Below are 18,357 nucleotides of genomic sequence, written 5' to 3'. Positions count from 1 at the left end.
CGGGCGGCGGCCAGACGATGTGAGGTAAAGATGGCTGATCCGGACATCACCCAACTGCTTGATGCCAGCATCGCGCGGGTGTGGAACGAACATGATGACGAACAGCGGCTGCGCGCGATGGCCGACATCTATCATGTCGATGCGCGTATCTACGAACCCACACGAATGGTGACCGGGCATGAGGCCATTTCCAAGGTGGTCGCCGGCGTGCTCGCCGATATGCCGCCCGGCTTCCGGTTCGAAGTTACTGGTCCGACGCTGGGCCACCACGATATGGTGGTGACACGGTGGCAGGGCGGCCCGCCCGGCCAGGTCATCGTCAAAGGAGCAGATGCCGCGCGGATCGTCGACGGCAGGATCCATGAACATTGGTTCTTCTTCGAACCGGCGGCTGCCGATGCGCCCGCAGCACCCTAGCGCCGGCGCAAAACGTTGCGCTAATGCGCGGTCATGACCACGCCACTCGCCGACATCGAAATCCGCTTCAAGCGCCTGCCGCATGGCCAGGACCTGCCCTTGCCGACCTATGCGACCGCGCATGCGGCTGGCTTGGACGTGGTGGCGGCCGAATCACTGATCCTGGAGCCGGGCGCACGGTTTGCGGTCGGCACCGGCTTCGCCATCGCCATCCCCGTCGGATATGAAGTGCAGGTTCGGCCACGCTCCGGTCTAGCGCTGAAACATGGCATTACCTGCCTTAACAGCCCCGGCACGATCGATGCCGATTATCGCGGCGAGGTGAAGGTCATCCTCGCCAATTTGGGGAACGAGCCCTTCTCCGTCGGACGCGGCGAACGGATCGCGCAATTGGTGCCGGCGCCCGTCCAGCATGCGCGCTTCATCGAAGTGGACGAGCTGGACGAGACGGCGCGCGGGCAGGGCGGCTTCGGGTCAACCGGCAGATAGGTTTAACGGGGCGGGGGCGCCTGCATGCCGCTGGGGAGGCGTCGTCGCTTGAGCCCGCCGTCGATCCCGCCGCCATCCCTTAAGCATAAGCGTAAGGGCCGCCTTGCTGCAGCGCCCGCCGATAGGCCGGCCGTTCATGCACCTTTGCCAGCCAGGCTATCGTCGCCGGACGCGAATGATCGAGTCCTGCCCGGGAGCGCGCCGCTTCCAGCGGAAAGCTCATCATGATGTCGGCGGCCGACATGTCCATCCCGGCGAACCAGGGCGATTGGCGAAGCGCCGATTCGACATAATCGAGATGCACGTCGATCATCGGCTGAAAGCGCCTGGCGGCGATCTTGCCCAAGACGGGCACGCGCCGCAGCACCAGTTTCGTGAACAGAACCGGCATCAGCGATCCTTCGGCATAATGAAGCCAGAACCGATAAAGGTTAGCTGCCTCGGGCTCTTGCGGGACGCCTAATCGGCCGTCGCCCTTCCCGACGAGATGTTCGACGATCGCGCCGGTCTCGGCGAAAACCACGCCGTCATCCTCGATCAAGGGTGATTTACCCAAGGGGTGGATCAGCTTCAGCGCATCGGGCGCGAGCATTGTCTGCTTGTCGCGCTGATAGCGGATCACCTGATAGGGAAGGCCAAGCTCCTCCAGCAGCCATAGCACGCGCTGGGATCGCGAATTTTCCAAGTGATGCACCGTGATCATCGCTCATGACTCCGCCGTGATGGACGCGAACTCTGCAGGCTTGGCAGGTGAAGAGGCAAGGGGGCGGCTCAGCTGGAAGCGTGTACTGGTATCGCGGGCGCGCCGACCGCATATCGCGCATCAACTATGCGTCAGGTGCCGAACATTGTGGACGGCTCGGCAAGGAAGGAAAGGGAGCGGCGTTGCCCTCAACCGGACGATGAAAGACAATCAACTCGAACGCTATGCGCGCCACATCATCCTGAAGGAGATTGGCGGCGCCGGGCAGCAGCGCCTGCTGAATGCGAAGGTCGCGCTGATCGGAGCAGGCGGCATTGGCGCGCCGGCAATCCAATATCTGGCCGCGGCGGGCGTAGGGCAGCTGACGGTGATCGATGACGACGTCGTCAGCCTCTCCAACCTGCAGCGCCAAGTTCTCTTCGGCACGGTCGATGTCGGTGTCCGCAAGGTTGAGGCGGCTGCAGCGGCGGTTGCCAAGATCAATCCGGACGTGGAGGTGCGCTCAGTCGCCCAACGCCTGGACGCGGGCAACGCCACCATGTTGCTGGCTGGCATGGACGTGGTGATCGACGGAGCGGATAATTTCGCGACTCGGCTGATCGTGGCGGACGCCACCGGTGATTCGCGGATCCCGTTGGTTTCGGCGGCGGTGGGTCAGTTTGATGGACAGCTTGGTGTCTTCCGCGGGTGGGAGGGCGACAAGCCCTGCTATCGCTGCTTGGTCGGCAATGCGCCGGATCGGCCGGATGCCTCCTGCGCCGATCAAGGGGTGCTGGGCGCGCTGACCGGTGTGATGGGCAGCCTCGCCGCCATCGAGGCGATTCGCGCGGTAATTCCCTTCGGCACGGATCCTGCGGGCACGTTGCTGCTGATCGACGCGCTCAACTTCCGGTTCAGGACGCTCGCCTTGCCAAAAGATCCCGGATGTCGGTGCGCGGCGTGATCGGTCTGGCGATCATCGTGGCGACGGCGGATGCGGAACGGCTCCACATGGCGTTGCGCCTGGCTGCCAGCCATGCCGCGCTGGGCGGGCGCACGCGTTTGTTGCTGGACGATGTAGCGGTACCGGCTGTCCAGATCGGGGGCGCGCTGCTCGAATCGTGCTTCGAGCTCGGGGCAGAGATCATCCTGTGCCAAAGTGGAATGGCGGCAGTCGGCCTGGAGGCCGGTGCGCTGGACGGCCGGCTGCAGTTTGGCGGCATGGTTAGCTTCCTAGCCCAGCTGGAGAACGACCGGCTGGTCGTCGTCTGAAGGGGGCCTGCCGCTGCGGCTGTTGCGGATCGGGCACAGGGGCATGCTATTCTTAACCGCAGAGTAACAAGAGCGATGACGGCCCGCCAAGTTTGTCGTAGCACAACTTCACCAAACGTTGGCTCTGGCCATGGTTCGGGGAGACGCGGAAGGTCCCGCCTGTCGTAAGACGGAGCGTGTGGGCCCCGCGACAAAAAGGGGGCTGACGAGCAATCGTCACGCAGGCGCCCGGACTGGAAACGGTCCGGGCGTTTGTATTTCCAGCACTTCCGATCAACGCACGTTTTGCTCGGCATGACTTATGCAGTTGTTGAGCAAGTCGGTCATAAACGCTGCCTTATCTTGGCCGAATGCCGCCGCGGCGCGGGCCCGATCCAAACGTGGACTTCCTGCCCTTTTCGCGGGCATAGGGCGCACCATCTATCTCTCTTCAGTTCACCAGGATCGGCCCACCAATGACCGCGATGTTCAAGATCAGCCTGCCCGATGGTTCCGTGCGCGAAGTCGCGCCCGGCACCACGCCGGCTGATATCGCGGCCGCCATCGGGCCGGGCCTAGCCAAGGCGGCGATTGCGGCGCGGGTGGATGGCGAGCTGCGCGACATCACGCGTCCGTTCGAGGGCGATGCGAACCTCGCGCTCGTGACCGCGCGCGACGAGAAGGACGCGTTGGAACTGGCGCGGCATGATTATGCGCATGTGCTCGCAGAAGCCGTGCAGAACCTGTTCCCCGGCACGCAGATCACCTTCGGCCCTGCGACCGACGATGGCTTCTATTATGATTTCGCGCCGAAGGATCGCCCGTTCACGGACGAGGATCTGCCGGCCATCGAGGCGGAAATGCGCGCCATCATCGCCCGTGACGAGCCGCTTGTGCGCGAGGTTTGGAAGCGCGAGGACCTGATCGCCAGGTGGCGTGCACAGGGCGAGGCGTTCAAGGCTGAATGGGCCGCGGAGCTTCCCGATGGCGAGGAGCTAACCGTCTATCGTTCGGGCGAATGGTTCGACATGTGCCGTGGTCCGCATCTCGCCTCGACCGGCAAACTGGATCCTCAAGCCTTCAGGCTGACCCGGGTATCGGGCGCCTATTGGCGCGGTGACCAGAAGAATGCGATGCTGAGCCGCATTTACGGCACCGGCTGGCTCAACAGGAAACAGCTCGATCAGCATCTTCTTCGGCTGGAGGAAGCGGCCAAGCGCGACCATCGCAAGATCGGGCAGGAAATGGATCTGTTCCATCTGCAGTCCGAGGCGCAGGGTTCGGTCTTCTGGCATCCCAAGGGCTATGTCCTGTGGCGCCAGCTGGAGGCCTATATGCGCCGCCGGCTGGATGGCGCGGGCTATCACGAGGTCAAGACGCCGCAGCTGATGGATGCGCGCCAGTGGGAGCAATCCGGCCACTGGGGTAAATATCGCGAGAATATGTTCGTCGTCCCCGACGAAATCCCCAATGCCGAGGAGGATGGCCCAATCCTGTCGGGTCAGGCCGACCTGATGGCGTTGAAGCCGATGAACTGCCCGGCGCACGTCCTCATCTTCCGCCAGGGCATCAAATCCTATCGCGATCTGCCGATCCGGATGGCGGAATTCGGTTGCTGTCATCGCAACGAGGCGCACGGCGCGCTGCATGGCATCATGCGGGTGCGCCAGTTCACGCAAGACGATGCGCACATCTTCGTGCGTGAGGATCAGCTGATCGACGAGATACGCGACTTCTGCGACCTGCTCGACAGCGTCTATCGCGATCTCGGCTTCGAGAAATATGCGATCAAGCTCGCGCTGCGGCCGGAGAAGCGCTTCGGCTCCGACGAGATGTGGGACCGGTCCGAACAGACGTTGCGCGACGCGGTTGCGGCATCCGGCCGCGCGACCGAGGAGTTCGGCTGGGAAGAACTGCCGGGCGAAGGCGCCTTCTACGCACCGAAGCTCGAATTCCACCTGACCGATGCGATTGGCCGCACCTGGCAGGTTGGCACGATTCAGTCGGATACGGTTCTGCCCGAGCGGCTTGACGCGTCCTATGTTGGCGAGGACGGCGAGCGTCACCGCCCGGTCATGCTGCACCGCGCGATCCTCGGCACGTTCGAGCGCTTCATCGGCATCCTGATCGAACATCATGCTGGCCGTTTCCCGTTGTGGCTGGCGCCGGTGCAGGCGGTGGTCGCCACGATCGTGTCCGATGCCGACGGCTATGCCGGTGAGGTCGTTGCGAAGCTCGCCGCGGCGGGCCTGCGAACCGAAGCGGATACGCGCAACGAGAAGATCAACTACAAGGTGCGCGAACACAGCCTTGCCAAGGTTCCGGCATTGCTGGTCGTCGGCAAGCGCGAAGCGGAAGAGGGCACGGTCGCCATTCGCCGTCTGGGCAGCGAAGGTCAGCAGGTGATGAAGCTCGACGACGCGATCGCGATGCTCAAGGCCGAGGCGACCCCGCCGGACCTCCGATAGGACCAGCTCGCGCTCCGAAATGGGCGGTTGCCGAGGCCGAAGGTCGGCTAACGCCCGCTTTCGCTCGGGGGATGCGTTCGGTTAGGGGACGGACATGATTGACCGCCGCACGCTCATGGCGACCAGCGCCGCTTTCGTGTTGGCCGGCAATGCGGCTGCTAAGGGAGGTTCCGCGATGTACGGACTGATCGGACAGATGAAGGCGGTGCCGGGCCAACGCGCCGCGCTGGTGGAAATTCTTCTCGAAGGCACGGCATCGATGCCCGGTTGCCTCAGCTATATCATCGCGGAGGATAAAGCAGACGCGGACGCGCTGTGGATCACCGAAGTGTGGGACAGCCAGCAAAGTCATGCCGATTCGCTCAAGCTTCCTGCGATACAGGCGGCGATCGCCAAAGGGCGACCGTTGATCGACGGTTTCGGCAGCAGGACGGAGACCACGCCATTGGGCGGGGCAGGGTTGGCGACCGGCTGACCCGTCACGGTAAGGCGGCCAGGGAAAATTGCGGTTTCCTACTAACCGTTGGGAAAGCCTGCCCTATATAGAAGCTTCAAGTGACGGGCCTGAGGAACGCCGCGTCTTGGGAGAGCGTCCATGAAGATTGCGTCTATCTTGATTGCCGCGGCATCATTCGCAGCTTTGGCAGCGGCGCCGGTCGTTGCGCAACGCGGTGGGCGCGGCGGACATGGCGGTGGGCCCGGTTTTCACGGTGGCGGCGGCTTTCATGGCGGTGGTTACCGCGGCGGCGGCTTCCGTGGGGGGTATCGCGGCGGCGGTTGGCGAGGCGGTTACCACGGCGGCTATCGTGGTGGTTGGCGCGGCGGTTACCGCGGCGGCTATTATGGCTGGCGCGGCGGTTGGGGTCATGGCTGGCGGGGTTATCCGTATCGGTGGGGCTATCCCGGCTATGCTTATGGGGACGCTTTCGCCTTTGGCCTGTTCGGTGGCTATGCGCTGGGTGCGGCACCGTGGGGCTATAACAGCTATGTCTACGACGTGCCGCCGCCGCCCCCGGCTTATGGCATTTACGATCGACCGGCGCCGTCCGATTTCGTCGGCAGCGTCGATCCGAATGCAGATGCGCCGCCGCCGACCGACGACCGGAATTGCCCGCTTGTCCTCAATCGTACGAGCGATCGCTACGAACCGGACTGCGACTGACACGTAGCGGGTAAGCGCGAGAGCGCCGTTCTCGGCTACGCGGTCGCGCATTCTGGGGATTATGGGAGCCGGCGCGCAATCAGCGTCGGTTGCTCAACAATCCTTGGTGGGTCGAGCTCGTTGCACAAGGCCTGTGCCGTTCTGAGTTCGACCTCAAAACCGAGATTGCCGAAGATGCGGCGGTACAGCCCGATCGACAATTCCCACCATGTATAATTAAAATTGGGTTGGTCCCAGTCGTTCATGGTGCGCATAATCTGTTCATCGCTACTGCCCACGGGCGTGAACGCGACGACCACTGTTTCCTTGGCTAAACGCGCCAGGGTATGGATGAACGGGACTGGGTCAGAGATGTGCTCGACGATCGCGCCGGCGATGACAATGTCGAAGCGTTCGTGCCACTTCCACAGCTCGACGGCCGGCATGTAAACTGCTTCGACCGCACTGCCGCGCTTGTGCCAACTATACCAGAAGCTTCGCTTTAGCCCGTCGAGATAGTGGTTCGTGTCGGCGATCCACTTCCGCCGCCGCTCCGTATAAGGCGAGCCTTTAAACGGGACGCGATGGAATTCCTGGGCGTGTAACGCATCCACCGCGACCACGCGGCTAGCCCCAGCCGCCTCAGCCGAGAAGGCCAGGAAGCCCGAGGCGGTGCCGACGTCCAGTACGGTTTTGCCCGCTACATCGACGCCACCGATATAGGTGTCGAACCGCCCGCGAATGTCCCAATTGACGCCCTCAATGGTTTCGCCATCGGGCAGGTCCATGCAGGTATAGAAGAAGCACGCGTCACGCGCCGGCAGCGGCCACGGCTTTACCGGCGTGAAATCAGGTTCGTACATGCCTGCGACCTCCGAACATCATGATCTCGCCTCGTCTCGCGGAGACGCGTAGCCACTTGCGACAGAATTGATTGGCCCGTTCCAGAAGGCGCTTCGGCATCAATCCCTGAACGGATCGCGCACGAGGATCGTGTCGTCGCGTTCCGGGCTGGTCGATACGATGGCGGCCGGGCAGCCGATCAGCTCCTCGATCCGGCGTATATATTTGATCGCCTGGGCCGGCAGATCGGCCCAGCTGCGCGCGCCGGCGGTTGAGCCGCTCCAGCCTTCGATCGTCTCATAGATCGGTACGACCGACGCCTGATCGCTGGGATGCGGCGGCAGATAATCATAATCTTTGCCGTCGAGCGTGTAGCCGACGCAAATCTTCAGCTCTTCGAAGCCGTCGAGCACGTCCAGCTTGGTCAGCGCGATGCCCGTGATGCCGGAGACCGCGACTGCCTGACGCACCAGCACCGCGTCAAACCAGCCGCAGCGGCGCTTGCGCCCGGTGACCGTGCCGAATTCGTGGCCGCGCACGCCCAGCTGCTCGCCGACCGCATTGTCCTGCTCGCTCGGGAACGGACCCTGACCGACGCGGGTGGTATAAGCCTTGGTGATACCGAGAACGTAGCCGGGCGCATCGGGGCCGAGGCCTGATCCTCCTGCGGCTGTGCCTGCGATCGTGTTGGAGGACGTGACGAACGGATAGGTGCCGTGATCCACGTCCAGCAAGACGCCTTGAGCGCCTTCGAACAGCATGCGCCGCCCGCCCGCCTTGGCTTCGGCGAGGGTGCGCCAGACCGGCTTGGCATAGGGCAGGAGGAATTCGGCAACCTCGCGCAGCTCGGCCATCAAGGCGGCGCGATCCACCGGCGGCTGGTTGAAGCCGGCGCGTAGAGCGTCATGATGCGCGAACAGCCGGTCCAACTCCGGCTCCAGATCGTCGAGATGGGCGAGGTCGCAGACGCGGATGGCGCGGCGGCCAACCTTGTCTTCATAGGCCGGGCCGATGCCGCGGCGCGTCGTGCCGATCTTGCCCGCACCCGATGCATCCTCGCGTAGCCCGTCCAGATCGCGGTGGAAGGGCAGGATGAGCGGACAGGTTTCCGCAACCTGCAGCGTCTCCGGCGAAATAGTGAGGCCGCGCGCCGCAAGCTTCGCTACCTCGTCGCGGAAGTGCCAGGGATCGAGGACGACGCCGTTGCCGATTACCGAGAGCGTACCGCGTACGATCCCCGACGGGAGCAGGCTGAGCTTATAGACATCCTCGCCGACGACGAGGGTGTGGCCGGCATTGTGCCCGCCCTGGAAGCGCACGACAACGTCGGCCCGGCTCGCGAGCCAGTCGACGATCTTTCCCTTGCCCTCATCGCCCCACTGGGCGCCGATGACGGTGACGTTGGCCATTGTCTGCCTTTGCTAATGCGCCGTCATGCCGAACTTGCTTCAGCATCCACTGCGAGGCCAGTTGCCTAGCCGCCGAAGGGGCCCCGAAACAAGGTCAGGGTGACGATCAGGGAAGTTCGACCAGCTCTGATCCTTCAAGCTGGTGGGTACATGTGTGGGGTTTGTCGGATGCGGCGAGCGCGGCCACTGTCGTCCAACCTTCGGCTCGCAACGCGGCCGCCCTGGCTGCATCGTGGCCGATCGGCAGGAACACGCGGCGCACCGGCTCCACACCCAGGCCGATGTCGACGAGTGGATCGATGAACAGGGAGAAGCCGACAGCCGTCTCCTCTTGCCCGTCGCCATGGACGATCGTGTAGCTGCCGCCGCGGCCGATCTCGCCGGCAAGGCCGCCGCCAAAGAGCGAGAAGCCGATCCAGCTTTGATATTCGAAGCCGTGACGTTCAGTCGGATCCAGCGTCAGTGCGACATCGTCACCGATCGATGCCGCAATCGTCTCGATCGCCGACAGCCGCGTGTCGAGCACCTGCGCCTGATCGAGTGTGCGCAACCTAGGCAAGGCGCGGTCCAGCGGCCCGGCGGCGGAGAGCAGCGGCAGATAAGCATCCGCGCCGACCGCGGACAACCCACCGGCATCCTTCGCGTCGAGCAAGGCCCGCACTCGCGCCACGTCGGCAGGGTCGACCGGCAACGCGTCGCCTGCGAGCGTGTCGACCAGATCCGGCAAGGTCAGATCGACGGTGATGTCGGTGACGCCCGCCGCCTTCAAGGCATCAAGCGCGACCCGGATGATCTCGCTCACTGCCGCGACGCTGTCGCTGCCGATCAACTCCGCGCCCGCCTGAGCGAGTTCCCGTTCCGGACGCAATTGGGTTGCCCGCAGCTTGATAACCGGGCCGCCATAAGCGAGCCGCAACGGACGCGGTGCATGCCCCATGCGGGTAGCGGCAATCCGCCCGATCTGCGCTGTCATATCCGGCCGCAGCGCCAGCATGCGCTGCGAGACGGGATCGACCATCCGCAACAGATCCTGCGGCCGCGACGATTTCAGGCGTCCAACCAGGCTTTCTTCGAATTCGGCTAGCGGTGGGGAGACGCGCTCATAGCCATGGCGACCTATCGCAACGATCACGCGATGCATCAGGCGTGATGCCGCTTCCGCTTCGGGCGGAAGACGATCACGGAGCCCTTCGGGCAGGAGGCCGGGTGCGATGGTCATGTTGCGTGCGCCTTTAGCGGTTCCTCGCGGCGGCGGAAGGGGACGTCGAGCGAAAGCTTCGTTGCCGCACGCCACAGCCATTCGAGCGGGCCGTAGAGGAAGTAGCGAAACCACAGCGTCGCGAAGATCAGCTGGACCGCAAAGGCGGTAATGCCCAGCAGCAGGGATTCCACCTGCGTGATCCGGTCCCACAGATGCAGGCCGAAGCCATAGAAGACCGGCACGAAGACGAGGCTCTGCGCGATGTAGAGGGTCAGCGTCATGCGTCCGGCGGGAATCAGCCGCTGCAGGATCCGGCCCGAGCCCCAGAGCCAAAGCTGGACGAAGAGGAGCAGCGAGATCGTCATGCCGGCAATGTCAAGCCAGCCGGCGAGCAGGACGTCCGTCCAATAATAGGGCCCATGGCGATAGCAGCAGACCAGATGGCGCGCATAAGCCATGGGCACGATCGCAAGGATAGCGGCGATCAGTGCAAGGAAACGGAGGCGTGCGAAGCGTTCGGGTTCGGCGAAAAAGCGCTCCCGACCCAGAACGAGGCCAACCAGATAGAGGCCGAGGATCTGAACGATGCGCCCGGTCTCGATGTAGAAGGACCATTTGCTGACCTTGCCGGCGACGAAATTGGCCTGAACGAGATCGCCGAACGATCCGAACAAGGAAGGTCCCATCGCCCCGCCGTCGTTATAAAAATAGGGATCCGCCAAGGCCCAGGCAGCGCCATAATGGCCGGCAGCGATGCGCATGAGCAAGAACGGCTGAAGCAGCAGCACGGCGGCAAGCAGCAGCAGCAGCCGGGTCGACCTGACGCGATCGAACGGGATGAGCAGGAAGCCCGTCGTCGCCAGCACCGCGATGATATCGCCGCGATAAATGAGCGAATGAAGCCAGCCGACCGCGAATAGGATTCCCAGTCGCCAGGCGAACCGCCCCGCGAAAGGTTGTCCCCGCCGGCGTGCGCCATCCATCATGATGAAGAAGCTGAAGCCGAAGCAGACGGCGAGCAGCGTGAAGGATTTGCCGAGGAACAGCAGCAGCACGCCATCCTGCACCAGGCTGGGCGTGGGGCGGGCGTTGTACAGTTCGAAATAGCCGGTCATGTGGACCAGGAAGAGACCGAACAAGGCGTAACCCCGCAATCCGTCGACCATGCCGAGACGGGAAGATTTCGGGGCAGAGGCAGGCGCGTCGGAGGTCATTCAATCCATGCCAGCAAACGGGAATCCCGCCCCCGTCGCATAGAACCGAGCCATGCTCGTTCCACGCGACGCGGACGGGAATAGCCGCCTTACTGGAATTCGAGCGCCTTGACAGTCTTCACGCCCGGCAGCGCCTTGACCTTGTCGAGCGTTGCGGCGTCGACGGGCTGGTCGACCGACAGCAGCAGGACGGCTTCGCCACCCGCGGCGCGACGGCCAAGGTGGAAGGTGCCGATATTGACGCCGGCTTCGCCAAGCGCGGTGCCAAGGCGGCCGATGAAACCGGGCGCGTCCTCATTGACGATATAGAGCATGCGCTCGGTCAGATCGGCTTCGACCTTGACGTCGAAAATCTCGACCAGGCGGGGCTGCGAATTCGCGAACAGCGTCCCCGATACCGAACGTTCGCCCTGGCTGGTCTGCACTGAGACGCGGATCAGCGTGTGGTAATCGCCTTCCCGATCGTGCCGCACTTCGCGTACGTCGAGCCCGCGCTCCTTGGCCAGGTGCGGTGCGTTCACCATATTTACCGTGTCGGAATAGACGCGCATCAGACCCGCCAACACCGCGCCTGTAATCGGCTTGATGTTGAGCTCGGCCGCAGCGCCCTCAACCTCGATTGCGATATGGGTGAGATTGTCGTGCGCGAGTTGGCCGACCAGGCTGCCCAGCTTCTCCGCGAGCGCGAGATACGGCTTCACCTTGGGCGCTTCCTCGGCCGACAGGCTCGGCATTTTGAGCGCGTTGGTGACGCCGCCATTGACGAGGAAGTCCGCCATCTGCTCGGCGACCTGGATCGCCACATTGACCTGCGCTTCGGTGGTCGATGCGCCCAGATGCGGTGTTGAGATGAAGTTGGGCGTGCCGAACAAAGGCGATTCCTTTGCCGGCTCGGTCACGAACACGTCGAGCGCAGCGCCGGCGATGTGACCGGAATCGAGCCCTTCCTTAAGGGCCGCCTCATCGATCAGCCCACCGCGCGCGCAGTTTACGATACGGACGCCCTTCTTGGTCTTGGCGAGATTGTCCTTCGACAGGATATTGCGCGTGCTGTCGGTCAGCGGCGTGTGCAGGGTGATGAAGTCGGCGCGCTTGAGCAGCTCGTCCAGCTCGACCTTCTCGATGCCGAGCTCCACCGCGCGCTCCGGCGTGAGGAAAGGATCGTAAGCGACGACCTTCATCTTCAGGCCAAGCGCACGGTCGGCGACGATCGATCCGATATTGCCGGCGCCGATCAGGCCGAGCGTCTTGTTGGTGACCTCGACACCCATGAAGCGGTTCTTTTCCCACTTGCCGGCCTGGGTCGACTTGTCCGCCTCAGGCAGGTCGCGGGCCAGCGCGAACATCAAGGCGATGGCATGTTCGGCGGTGGTGATCGAGTTGCCGAACGGCGTGTTCATCACCACCACGCCCTTGGCGCTGGCGGCGGGAATATCGACATTGTCGACGCCGATACCGGCGCGGCCCACGACCTTGAGCTTGGTCGCATGTTCCAGGATCGCCTTGGTCACTTTGGTCGAAGAGCGGATGGCGAGGCCGTCATATTCACCGATGATCGCGGCAAGCTCTTCCGGCGTCTTGCCCGTAATCTCGTCCACCTCAACGCCGCGCTCGCGGAAGATCTCGGCGGCGCGGGGGTCCATTTTGTCGGAAATCAGCACCTTGGGCATTGATTAAATCCTAGCTTAGAACCGTTCGGGCTGAGCTTGTCGAAGCCCTGCCTTCTTGAACGGCGAATGAGAAGTGCGGCCCTTCGACAAGCTCAGGGCGAACGGAGATCTGGCTCAGGCCGCCTTGGCGGTCTGGAAGGCCCAATCGAGCCAAGGGCCGAGCGCCTTGATGTCGGCGGTGTCGACGGTCGCACCGCACCAGATGCGCAGGCCCGGCGGGGCATCGCGATATCCCGCAACGTCATAGGCCGCGTCTTCGGCTTCCAGCAGCGCGGCCATCTTCTTGACGAGCGCGAGCTTGGCCGCGTCATCGAGCCCTTCGACAGCATGGTCGGCGAACTTCAGGCAGACGCTGGTGTTCGACCGCGTCGCCGGATCGGCGGCGAGATGGTCGATCCAATCGGTCTTCTGCACCCAGGCGTCGAGCGCGGCGCTGTTCGCGTCGGCACGGCCGATCAGGGCGGACAGGCCGCCAAGGCCCAGCGCCCATTCCAGGCTCCAGATGCAATCTTCGACCGCCAGCAGCGACGGCGTGTTGATCGTGTCGCCCTTGAAGATGGTGTCGTTGAGCTTGCCGCCCTTGGTCATGCGGAAGATCTTCGGCAGCGGCCAGGCCGGCGTGTAGCTTTCCAGCCGCTCAACGGCGCGCGGGCCCAGGATCAGAACGCCATGCGCGCCTTCGCCGCCAAGCACCTTCTGCCAAGAGAAGGTGACGACATCCAATTTATCCCACGGCAGATCGGCCGCAAAGATGCCCGAGGTCGCGTCGCAGATGGCCAGGCCTTGCCGATCGTCTGGGATCCAGTCGCCATTGGGCACGCGCACACCGGAGGTGGTGCCGTTCCAGGTGAAAACGACGTCCGTCGACCAATCGACCGCGTTCAGATCGGGCAGCTGGCCGTAATCGGCCTTCATCACCCTGGCGTCGATCTTGAGCTGCTTGACGACATCGGTGACCCAGCCTTCGCCGAAGCTTTCCCATGCCATCATCGTCGCGGGGCGCGCGCCCAGCATCGACCACAGGCACATCTCTACCGCGCCGGTGTCGGACGCGGGAACGATGCCGAGGCGGTGCGTTTCCGGAAGCTTCAGAATGTGGCGCGTCATGTCCATCGCATGGACGATGCGGCTCTTGCCGAGCTTGGAGCGGTGGGAGCGGCCGAGCGATGCGCTGGCCAGGCCATCAGCGTGCCAGCCGGGTGGCTTGGCGCAGGGACCGGAAGAAAAATAGGGGCGAACGGGCTTCGAGCCCGGCTTCGGTACGTCCGTCAATGTAGTCTCTCCTCGCAGAGAGCACGCGCCGCGTTGGGACGGCGTGGCCCGTCGGCGCTTCTAAAGTCCGACAACGGCCTGTCAATCGAGATCCTGCCGCCAACGGCCAGATTCACGGCATCGACATGCGCTGCGTTGTCACGTCGGCTCCGCTCCAGCGATGGTTTCAGCGGTAGCGTAAGTCCTCACTGCGGTCACCCGATTGGAATGTAGGAGCATTATCAAAGCCAAATGGCGGCCCCACGCTCCCCCTGCATGCCAGCTCTCCACGCGAGAACAGACGACGGAAACTGGGAAAGGCGGATGCGACGCGCGCTCTTGTTTCTTTGGACCGATGCAAAGGATGTTGAATGGCACATGCAATAGAGGCTGAGGCACTGCCGGACGTGCAGTCGCCTCCTGAACACCGCACCGCGCCTAGCCTCGAACAGGTTCTGGCAGAAATCGATGCGCTGGCGCCTGTGGTAAAGGACAGCGGGGCGAAGGCGGAGGTGACACGGCGGGTGCCGCGGGAGGTCGAGCGGCGATTGCGGGATGCGGGCCTGTATCGCCTCTCGCTTCCGCGCAGCCATGGCGGTCTGGAGCTCGACCTGCCGTCGCTGATGAAGGTCACTCAAGAGCTCTCGCGACTCGACGGTTCGATCGGCTGGGTGCTCGGTAGTGTCCGCACCATGTCGTCCGTAGTGGGGGCGCTCTTCAGCCGGGAACGCTATGATCAACTCTATGGCTCAGGCCGCGACGTTGCCTTCAGCTCGGCGGCACAGCCGGCCGGCACGATCGAGGCAAGCGGCGATCAATGGCGTGTCAATGGACGCTGGCCATTCGCCAGCGGCTGCACCGATGCGGATTGGCTCGTCGTCAATTGCGTCGTGGTCGAGAATGGCGAGGTCAAGCCTGGTGCCAGGCCAGGTATGCCCGAAACGCGCTTTGCGCTGATCGCCCCGCATCAGGCGCGGATCGAGGATAGCTGGCATACGATGGGAATGCGCGCGACCGACAGCCATGATCTGGTGCTGGAGAATGTGCTCGTTCCTGTGAACGACCTGATCGATCCGCAGACGGCGCAGCCGTGTTTGCCGGGCCCCCTATATACGTCGCCGTTCCAGACCGTGGCGTTGAGCCATGGTGCGGTATCGCTGGGTATTGCGCAGGCGGCGCTGGACGATCTTTTGACCCTCGCGAGATCCGGGCGCCGCCAATTATACGCCCCGACTGCGCAGAAGGATTCCGAAGTCTTCCACTATGAGGTTGCGCAGGTGGACGCGGATTTGCGTGCGGCGCAGGCCTATTCCGATTTGTTCACGAAAAGGATGTGGCAGCGGCTTCAGGCCGGCGCCGTGCCGTTGGGGCCGCCGCTGCCGGAAACGCTGCAGACAGTCGTCTGGGTATCGGAGACTTGCCGTCGCGTGGCCCGCACTTGCTTCGAATTGGGCGGCGGAGCAGCCGTTTATGATCGGTCGCCGCTGCAGCGGCGGTTGCGCGATATTGAAGTCATATCCCAGCACATGCTGGTGCAGCGGCGTCAGTATAGTGCGGTCGGCGCAGCGCTCGTGGCGGAGCAGTAAACGCCTTACTTGGCCGCCGGCGGGGGATCGAGGTGCGGTGAGGCAGGTGGTGCGGGATGCCCGAGCAGCCCGCTGTCGCTCAGCCAATCCTCGATCTGCTGGGGCGAATGTTTCAGCGCGACCAGGTCTGTCCGCTCGCCCAGATTGTACGCATGACCCCCCGCGCGGTAGATGTGGAGTTCGGCCGACGCGCCGGCTTCGCGATAGAGCTTCAGCAGGTCGATCGGTGGTTGCGAGCAGCATTCGTCATCGTTTGCGGCCGCCAGGAAAATGGGTGGTGCATCCTTCGTTACCCGCTCTTCGGCGTGAAGCGGACCGGGGAAGATCAAGATAGAGAAATCGGGGCGGGCCGACAGCAAATCGATCGCATCCCCTTTGCCCCGCGCCCGCACCGGTGGGCTGAGCGTGATCATCCGGGCGAGCTCTCCGCCGGCGGAGAAGCCGATCACGCCGACGCGCTTGGGATCGACATGGAAGCGGCTGGCATGCGCCCGGATGAAACGCATACCGCGTTCCGTATCGGCGCGCGCATCGTCCAGCGAGTAGGGGGAGCCATCCTCCCGGAAGAGGCGGTAGCGCAGGACGAACGCCGCGACGCCGCGCGCGTTCAGCCATTTGCCGACGGCATCACCCTCGGTCGTGGTGACCAGCAGGCGATGTCCACCCCCCGGCACCACAAGCACGGCAGTCCCATTGGCTTTGGTGGGATCAGGCAGATAGGCGGTGACGCTGGGATTATTGACGCGCTTCGTCCAATAATCCTGGGAGAGTTCGGGGATCGAGGCCTTGCTTTCGAAGCCAGGAACGCCGCGCTCCCAAAGCGGAAACCGTTCCTGCGCGACGGCCTTGCCGGCGATCAACGACAGGCAGGCCGCGGCCAGCGTGGCGACGCGTTTCATGGGCAATTCCCCTCTCGATTATACGTCCAGCATCGTGCCCGGCCGTCGATCCTGTCAAGCGGCGTGGCGTGCGATCGATCAGCCGCAAACGGATGGTCGGGGCGGGGAGGGCAGGCTAGGGTGCGCCATGCGTCCCCTGATCCCGATCATCCTGTTGTGCATGCTGGCAGGATGTCTCGGACAGAAGCCGCAGCCCAGTCGACCGCGCCCGCTGCCGCTTCCGATCGACGATGCGCGCGCCTTCCGCGGTTGCCTAGCGGATCTGAATGCCCTGGGCGCGAAAGTGGAGCCGCTGCCGGATCGGACCTGGCCCAACGGATGTTCGGCCACGCAGTCGGTCAAGCTGGTCGCGATCGGCATACCGGTCACCAATCTTGGCGCGGTGAAATGCGGCATGGCACTGCCTTTCACCCAATGGGTGCAGCAATTCGTGCAACAGGCGGCGCGCGCACGGTTTGGAACCTATGTCACGAAGATCGAGAGCTTCGGCTCCTTTGCGTGCCGGCCGGTGAACAATATTCAGGGCGGCCGCTTGTCCGAACATGGTCGCGCCAACGCGATCGACATTGCCGCCTTCAATCTGGCCGATGGCCGCAGGATCACCGTGAAGGCCGATTGGAATGGACCGGACAGTCGCGCGCGCGCCTTCCTGCGCGACCTACACACCGCCGCCTGCCGTCGTTTCAACGTGGTGCTGGGCCCCGATGCGAACGCCTATCACCAGGATCATTTTCATTTCGATATGGGGCGCGGGCCTTATTGCCGCTGAGCGGCGGCACCTGATCACCCCAAGCAGCACGTTCCAAAACAGCGGCGATCCGCTTGGCGTGCCGTGCAAAGCGCTTCCCCCTGCGCGGATCAAGGTCTACCGGCGGCCCAATGACTGACACGACTATTCCCAATCGCATTTTCCCCAAAGCCAAGGATGATGCGGCTTCGGCCGCACAACAGGCCGGCCATGTCCTGCCGCAGACGTCTGATCCGGCCTATCGGCTCGCCTATCAGGATACCGACTTCCTGCTCCGAGACGATCTGCGTCCGGTGCGTTTCCAGCTGGAGCTGATGAAGCCCGAATTGTACCTGGAGGAAGCAGGCATCGGCTCGACTTTCGTCATGTACGGCTCTGCCCGCATCCCGTCGCCGGAGCGCGCCGACCTGCTGGTCGAATCGGCGAAGACCGATACACAGAGGCGCATTGCCGAAAGGCTGAAGGCCAAGTCGCATTACTACGACGTGGCACGCGAGCTTGCCCGGCTGGCAAGCGCTGCGCCGTCATCGTCGGACGGCACGCGCCAGTTCGTGGTCTGCTCGGGCGGTGGCCCGGCGATCATGGAAGCCGCCAATCGCGGCGCGGCTGATGTCGGCAAGGATTCCGTCGGCCTGAACATCGTGCTGCCGTTCGAGCAGGCGCCGAACGAATATGTCACCCCGCATCTGAGCTTCAATTTCCATTATTTTGCGCTGCGCAAGATGCACTTCCTGATCCGCGCGCGGGCGGTAGCGGTTTTCCCCGGTGGTTTTGGAACGTTCGACGAATTTTTCGAGCTGCTGACGCTGGTGCAGACTGGCAAGACCGCCGTGCTGCCGATCCTGCTCTACGGCAAGGAGTTCTGGAACCGCGTCGTCAACTTCGACGCACTGGTGGAAGAAGGCGTCGTCGCGCCTCAGGATCTGGACCTGTTCCGCTTCTGCGAGACCGCAGAGGAAGGCTGGGAGTGCGTCCAGGAATTTTATCGCACCAACCAACAGCCGCTATTCCGCAAGGGCCGCGGCGAGAAGAAATAGAACGCGTCTGCCTGCTCAGGCGACGGCCCCAAAGAAAAAGGCGGGGGCTTC

Annotated in this window: 18 protein-coding genes; 10 read left to right on the top strand and 8 right to left on the bottom strand. The window is 63.7% G+C overall.

Annotation, left to right across the window (positions count from 1 at the left end):
• Positions 1–30: 30 nt before the first annotated feature.
• Both ACOJSI_RS02010 and dut read left to right on the top strand, forming a co-directional pair.
• A complete protein-coding gene (locus tag ACOJSI_RS02010; protein ID WP_420136583.1) occupies positions 31–417 on the top strand; it encodes a nuclear transport factor 2 family protein in 387 nt (128 codons plus the stop codon).
• A 33-nt stretch (positions 418–450) separates the two neighbouring features.
• Complete coding sequence (gene dut, locus ACOJSI_RS02005; protein ID WP_420136582.1) at positions 451–906, top strand: dUTP diphosphatase; 456 nt, start codon at positions 451–453, stop codon at positions 904–906.
• A 79-nt stretch (positions 907–985) separates the two neighbouring features.
• On the opposite strand, the gene ACOJSI_RS02000 is transcribed toward dut, so the two are convergent.
• Positions 986–1,609, bottom strand: a complete 624-nt coding sequence (locus tag ACOJSI_RS02000; protein ID WP_420136581.1) for a glutathione S-transferase family protein — start codon at positions 1,607–1,609, stop codon at positions 986–988.
• Positions 1,610–1,808: 199 nt separating this feature from the next.
• Between ACOJSI_RS02000 and ACOJSI_RS01995 the strand changes: the two genes are divergently transcribed.
• From ACOJSI_RS01995 to ACOJSI_RS01975, 5 genes are all read left to right on the top strand, one after another.
• The gene (locus ACOJSI_RS01995; protein ID WP_420136580.1) at positions 1,809–2,552 is read left to right on the top strand and encodes a HesA/MoeB/ThiF family protein; all 744 of its coding nucleotides are present in this window, start codon (positions 1,809–1,811) and stop codon (positions 2,550–2,552) included.
• Positions 2,534–2,860, top strand: a complete 327-nt coding sequence (locus ACOJSI_RS01990; RefSeq protein ID WP_420136579.1) for a peroxiredoxin — start codon at positions 2,534–2,536, stop codon at positions 2,858–2,860. The genes ACOJSI_RS01995 and ACOJSI_RS01990 overlap by 19 nt, the downstream gene beginning before the upstream one ends.
• 455 nt (positions 2,861–3,315) lie before the next feature.
• Positions 3,316–5,307 (top strand): threonine--tRNA ligase, encoded by a 1,992-nt coding sequence (gene thrS, locus ACOJSI_RS01985; RefSeq protein ID WP_420136578.1) that lies wholly within the window; start codon positions 3,316–3,318, stop codon positions 5,305–5,307.
• A gap of 94 nt (positions 5,308–5,401) precedes the next feature.
• On the top strand, positions 5,402–5,782 hold the full coding sequence (locus ACOJSI_RS01980) for a putative quinol monooxygenase (RefSeq protein ID WP_420136577.1): 381 nt from the start codon (positions 5,402–5,404) through the stop codon (positions 5,780–5,782).
• A 120-nt stretch (positions 5,783–5,902) separates the two neighbouring features.
• Positions 5,903–6,469 carry a hypothetical protein gene (locus tag ACOJSI_RS01975; protein ID WP_420136576.1) on the top strand — a complete coding sequence of 189 codons (567 nt, stop codon included), beginning with the start codon at positions 5,903–5,905 and terminating at the stop codon, positions 6,467–6,469.
• A gap of 59 nt (positions 6,470–6,528) precedes the next feature.
• On the opposite strand, the gene ACOJSI_RS01970 is transcribed toward ACOJSI_RS01975, so the two are convergent.
• From ACOJSI_RS01970 to ACOJSI_RS01945, 6 genes are all read right to left on the bottom strand, one after another.
• Complete coding sequence (locus ACOJSI_RS01970; RefSeq protein ID WP_420136575.1) at positions 6,529–7,311, bottom strand: class I SAM-dependent methyltransferase; 783 nt, start codon at positions 7,309–7,311, stop codon at positions 6,529–6,531.
• A 99-nt stretch (positions 7,312–7,410) separates the two neighbouring features.
• The gene (locus ACOJSI_RS01965; protein ID WP_420136574.1) at positions 7,411–8,700 is read right to left on the bottom strand and encodes an adenylosuccinate synthase; all 1,290 of its coding nucleotides are present in this window, start codon (positions 8,698–8,700) and stop codon (positions 7,411–7,413) included.
• A gap of 106 nt (positions 8,701–8,806) precedes the next feature.
• Positions 8,807–9,919, bottom strand: a complete 1,113-nt coding sequence (locus tag ACOJSI_RS01960; protein WP_420136573.1) for an ATP phosphoribosyltransferase regulatory subunit — start codon at positions 9,917–9,919, stop codon at positions 8,807–8,809.
• The gene (locus tag ACOJSI_RS01955) at positions 9,916–11,115 is read right to left on the bottom strand and encodes a DUF418 domain-containing protein (RefSeq protein ID WP_420136572.1); all 1,200 of its coding nucleotides are present in this window, start codon (positions 11,113–11,115) and stop codon (positions 9,916–9,918) included. The genes ACOJSI_RS01960 and ACOJSI_RS01955 overlap by 4 nt, the downstream gene beginning before the upstream one ends.
• An 89-nt stretch (positions 11,116–11,204) precedes the next feature.
• Positions 11,205–12,785 carry a phosphoglycerate dehydrogenase gene (gene serA / locus ACOJSI_RS01950; RefSeq protein WP_420136571.1) on the bottom strand — a complete coding sequence of 527 codons (1,581 nt, stop codon included), beginning with the start codon at positions 12,783–12,785 and terminating at the stop codon, positions 11,205–11,207.
• Positions 12,786–12,899: 114 nt separating this feature from the next.
• Complete coding sequence (locus ACOJSI_RS01945; protein ID WP_420136570.1) at positions 12,900–14,057, bottom strand: phosphoserine transaminase; 1,158 nt, start codon at positions 14,055–14,057, stop codon at positions 12,900–12,902.
• Between the two features lie 350 nt (positions 14,058–14,407).
• Here ACOJSI_RS01945 and ACOJSI_RS01940 point away from each other — a divergent pair, with 350 nt between their 5' ends.
• Complete coding sequence (locus ACOJSI_RS01940) at positions 14,408–15,622, top strand: acyl-CoA dehydrogenase family protein (protein WP_420136569.1); 1,215 nt, start codon at positions 14,408–14,410, stop codon at positions 15,620–15,622.
• 5 nt (positions 15,623–15,627) lie between these two features.
• Here ACOJSI_RS01940 and ACOJSI_RS01935 read toward each other — a convergent pair whose 3' ends face one another.
• A complete protein-coding gene (locus ACOJSI_RS01935) occupies positions 15,628–16,521 on the bottom strand; it encodes an alpha/beta hydrolase (protein ID WP_420136568.1) in 894 nt (297 codons plus the stop codon).
• Positions 16,522–16,648: 127 nt separating this feature from the next.
• On the opposite strand from ACOJSI_RS01935, the gene ACOJSI_RS01930 reads away from it, so the two are divergent.
• Together ACOJSI_RS01930 and ACOJSI_RS01925 are read left to right on the top strand one after the other, a co-directional pair.
• Entirely contained in the window at positions 16,649–17,290 is a 642-nt protein-coding gene (locus ACOJSI_RS01930; protein WP_420136567.1) for an extensin family protein, read from the top strand.
• Positions 17,291–17,400: 110 nt separating this feature from the next.
• A complete protein-coding gene (locus ACOJSI_RS01925) occupies positions 17,401–18,306 on the top strand; it encodes an LOG family protein (RefSeq protein WP_420136566.1) in 906 nt (301 codons plus the stop codon).
• Positions 18,307–18,357 lie beyond the last annotated feature (51 nt).

Source organism: Sphingomonas sp. (assembly GCF_048595155.1).
Lineage (GTDB): Bacteria > Pseudomonadota > Alphaproteobacteria > Sphingomonadales > Sphingomonadaceae > Sphingomonas_I.
Note: the sequence above shows the minus strand (reverse complement) of the source record. Positions and strands in the feature narration are given on the sequence as shown.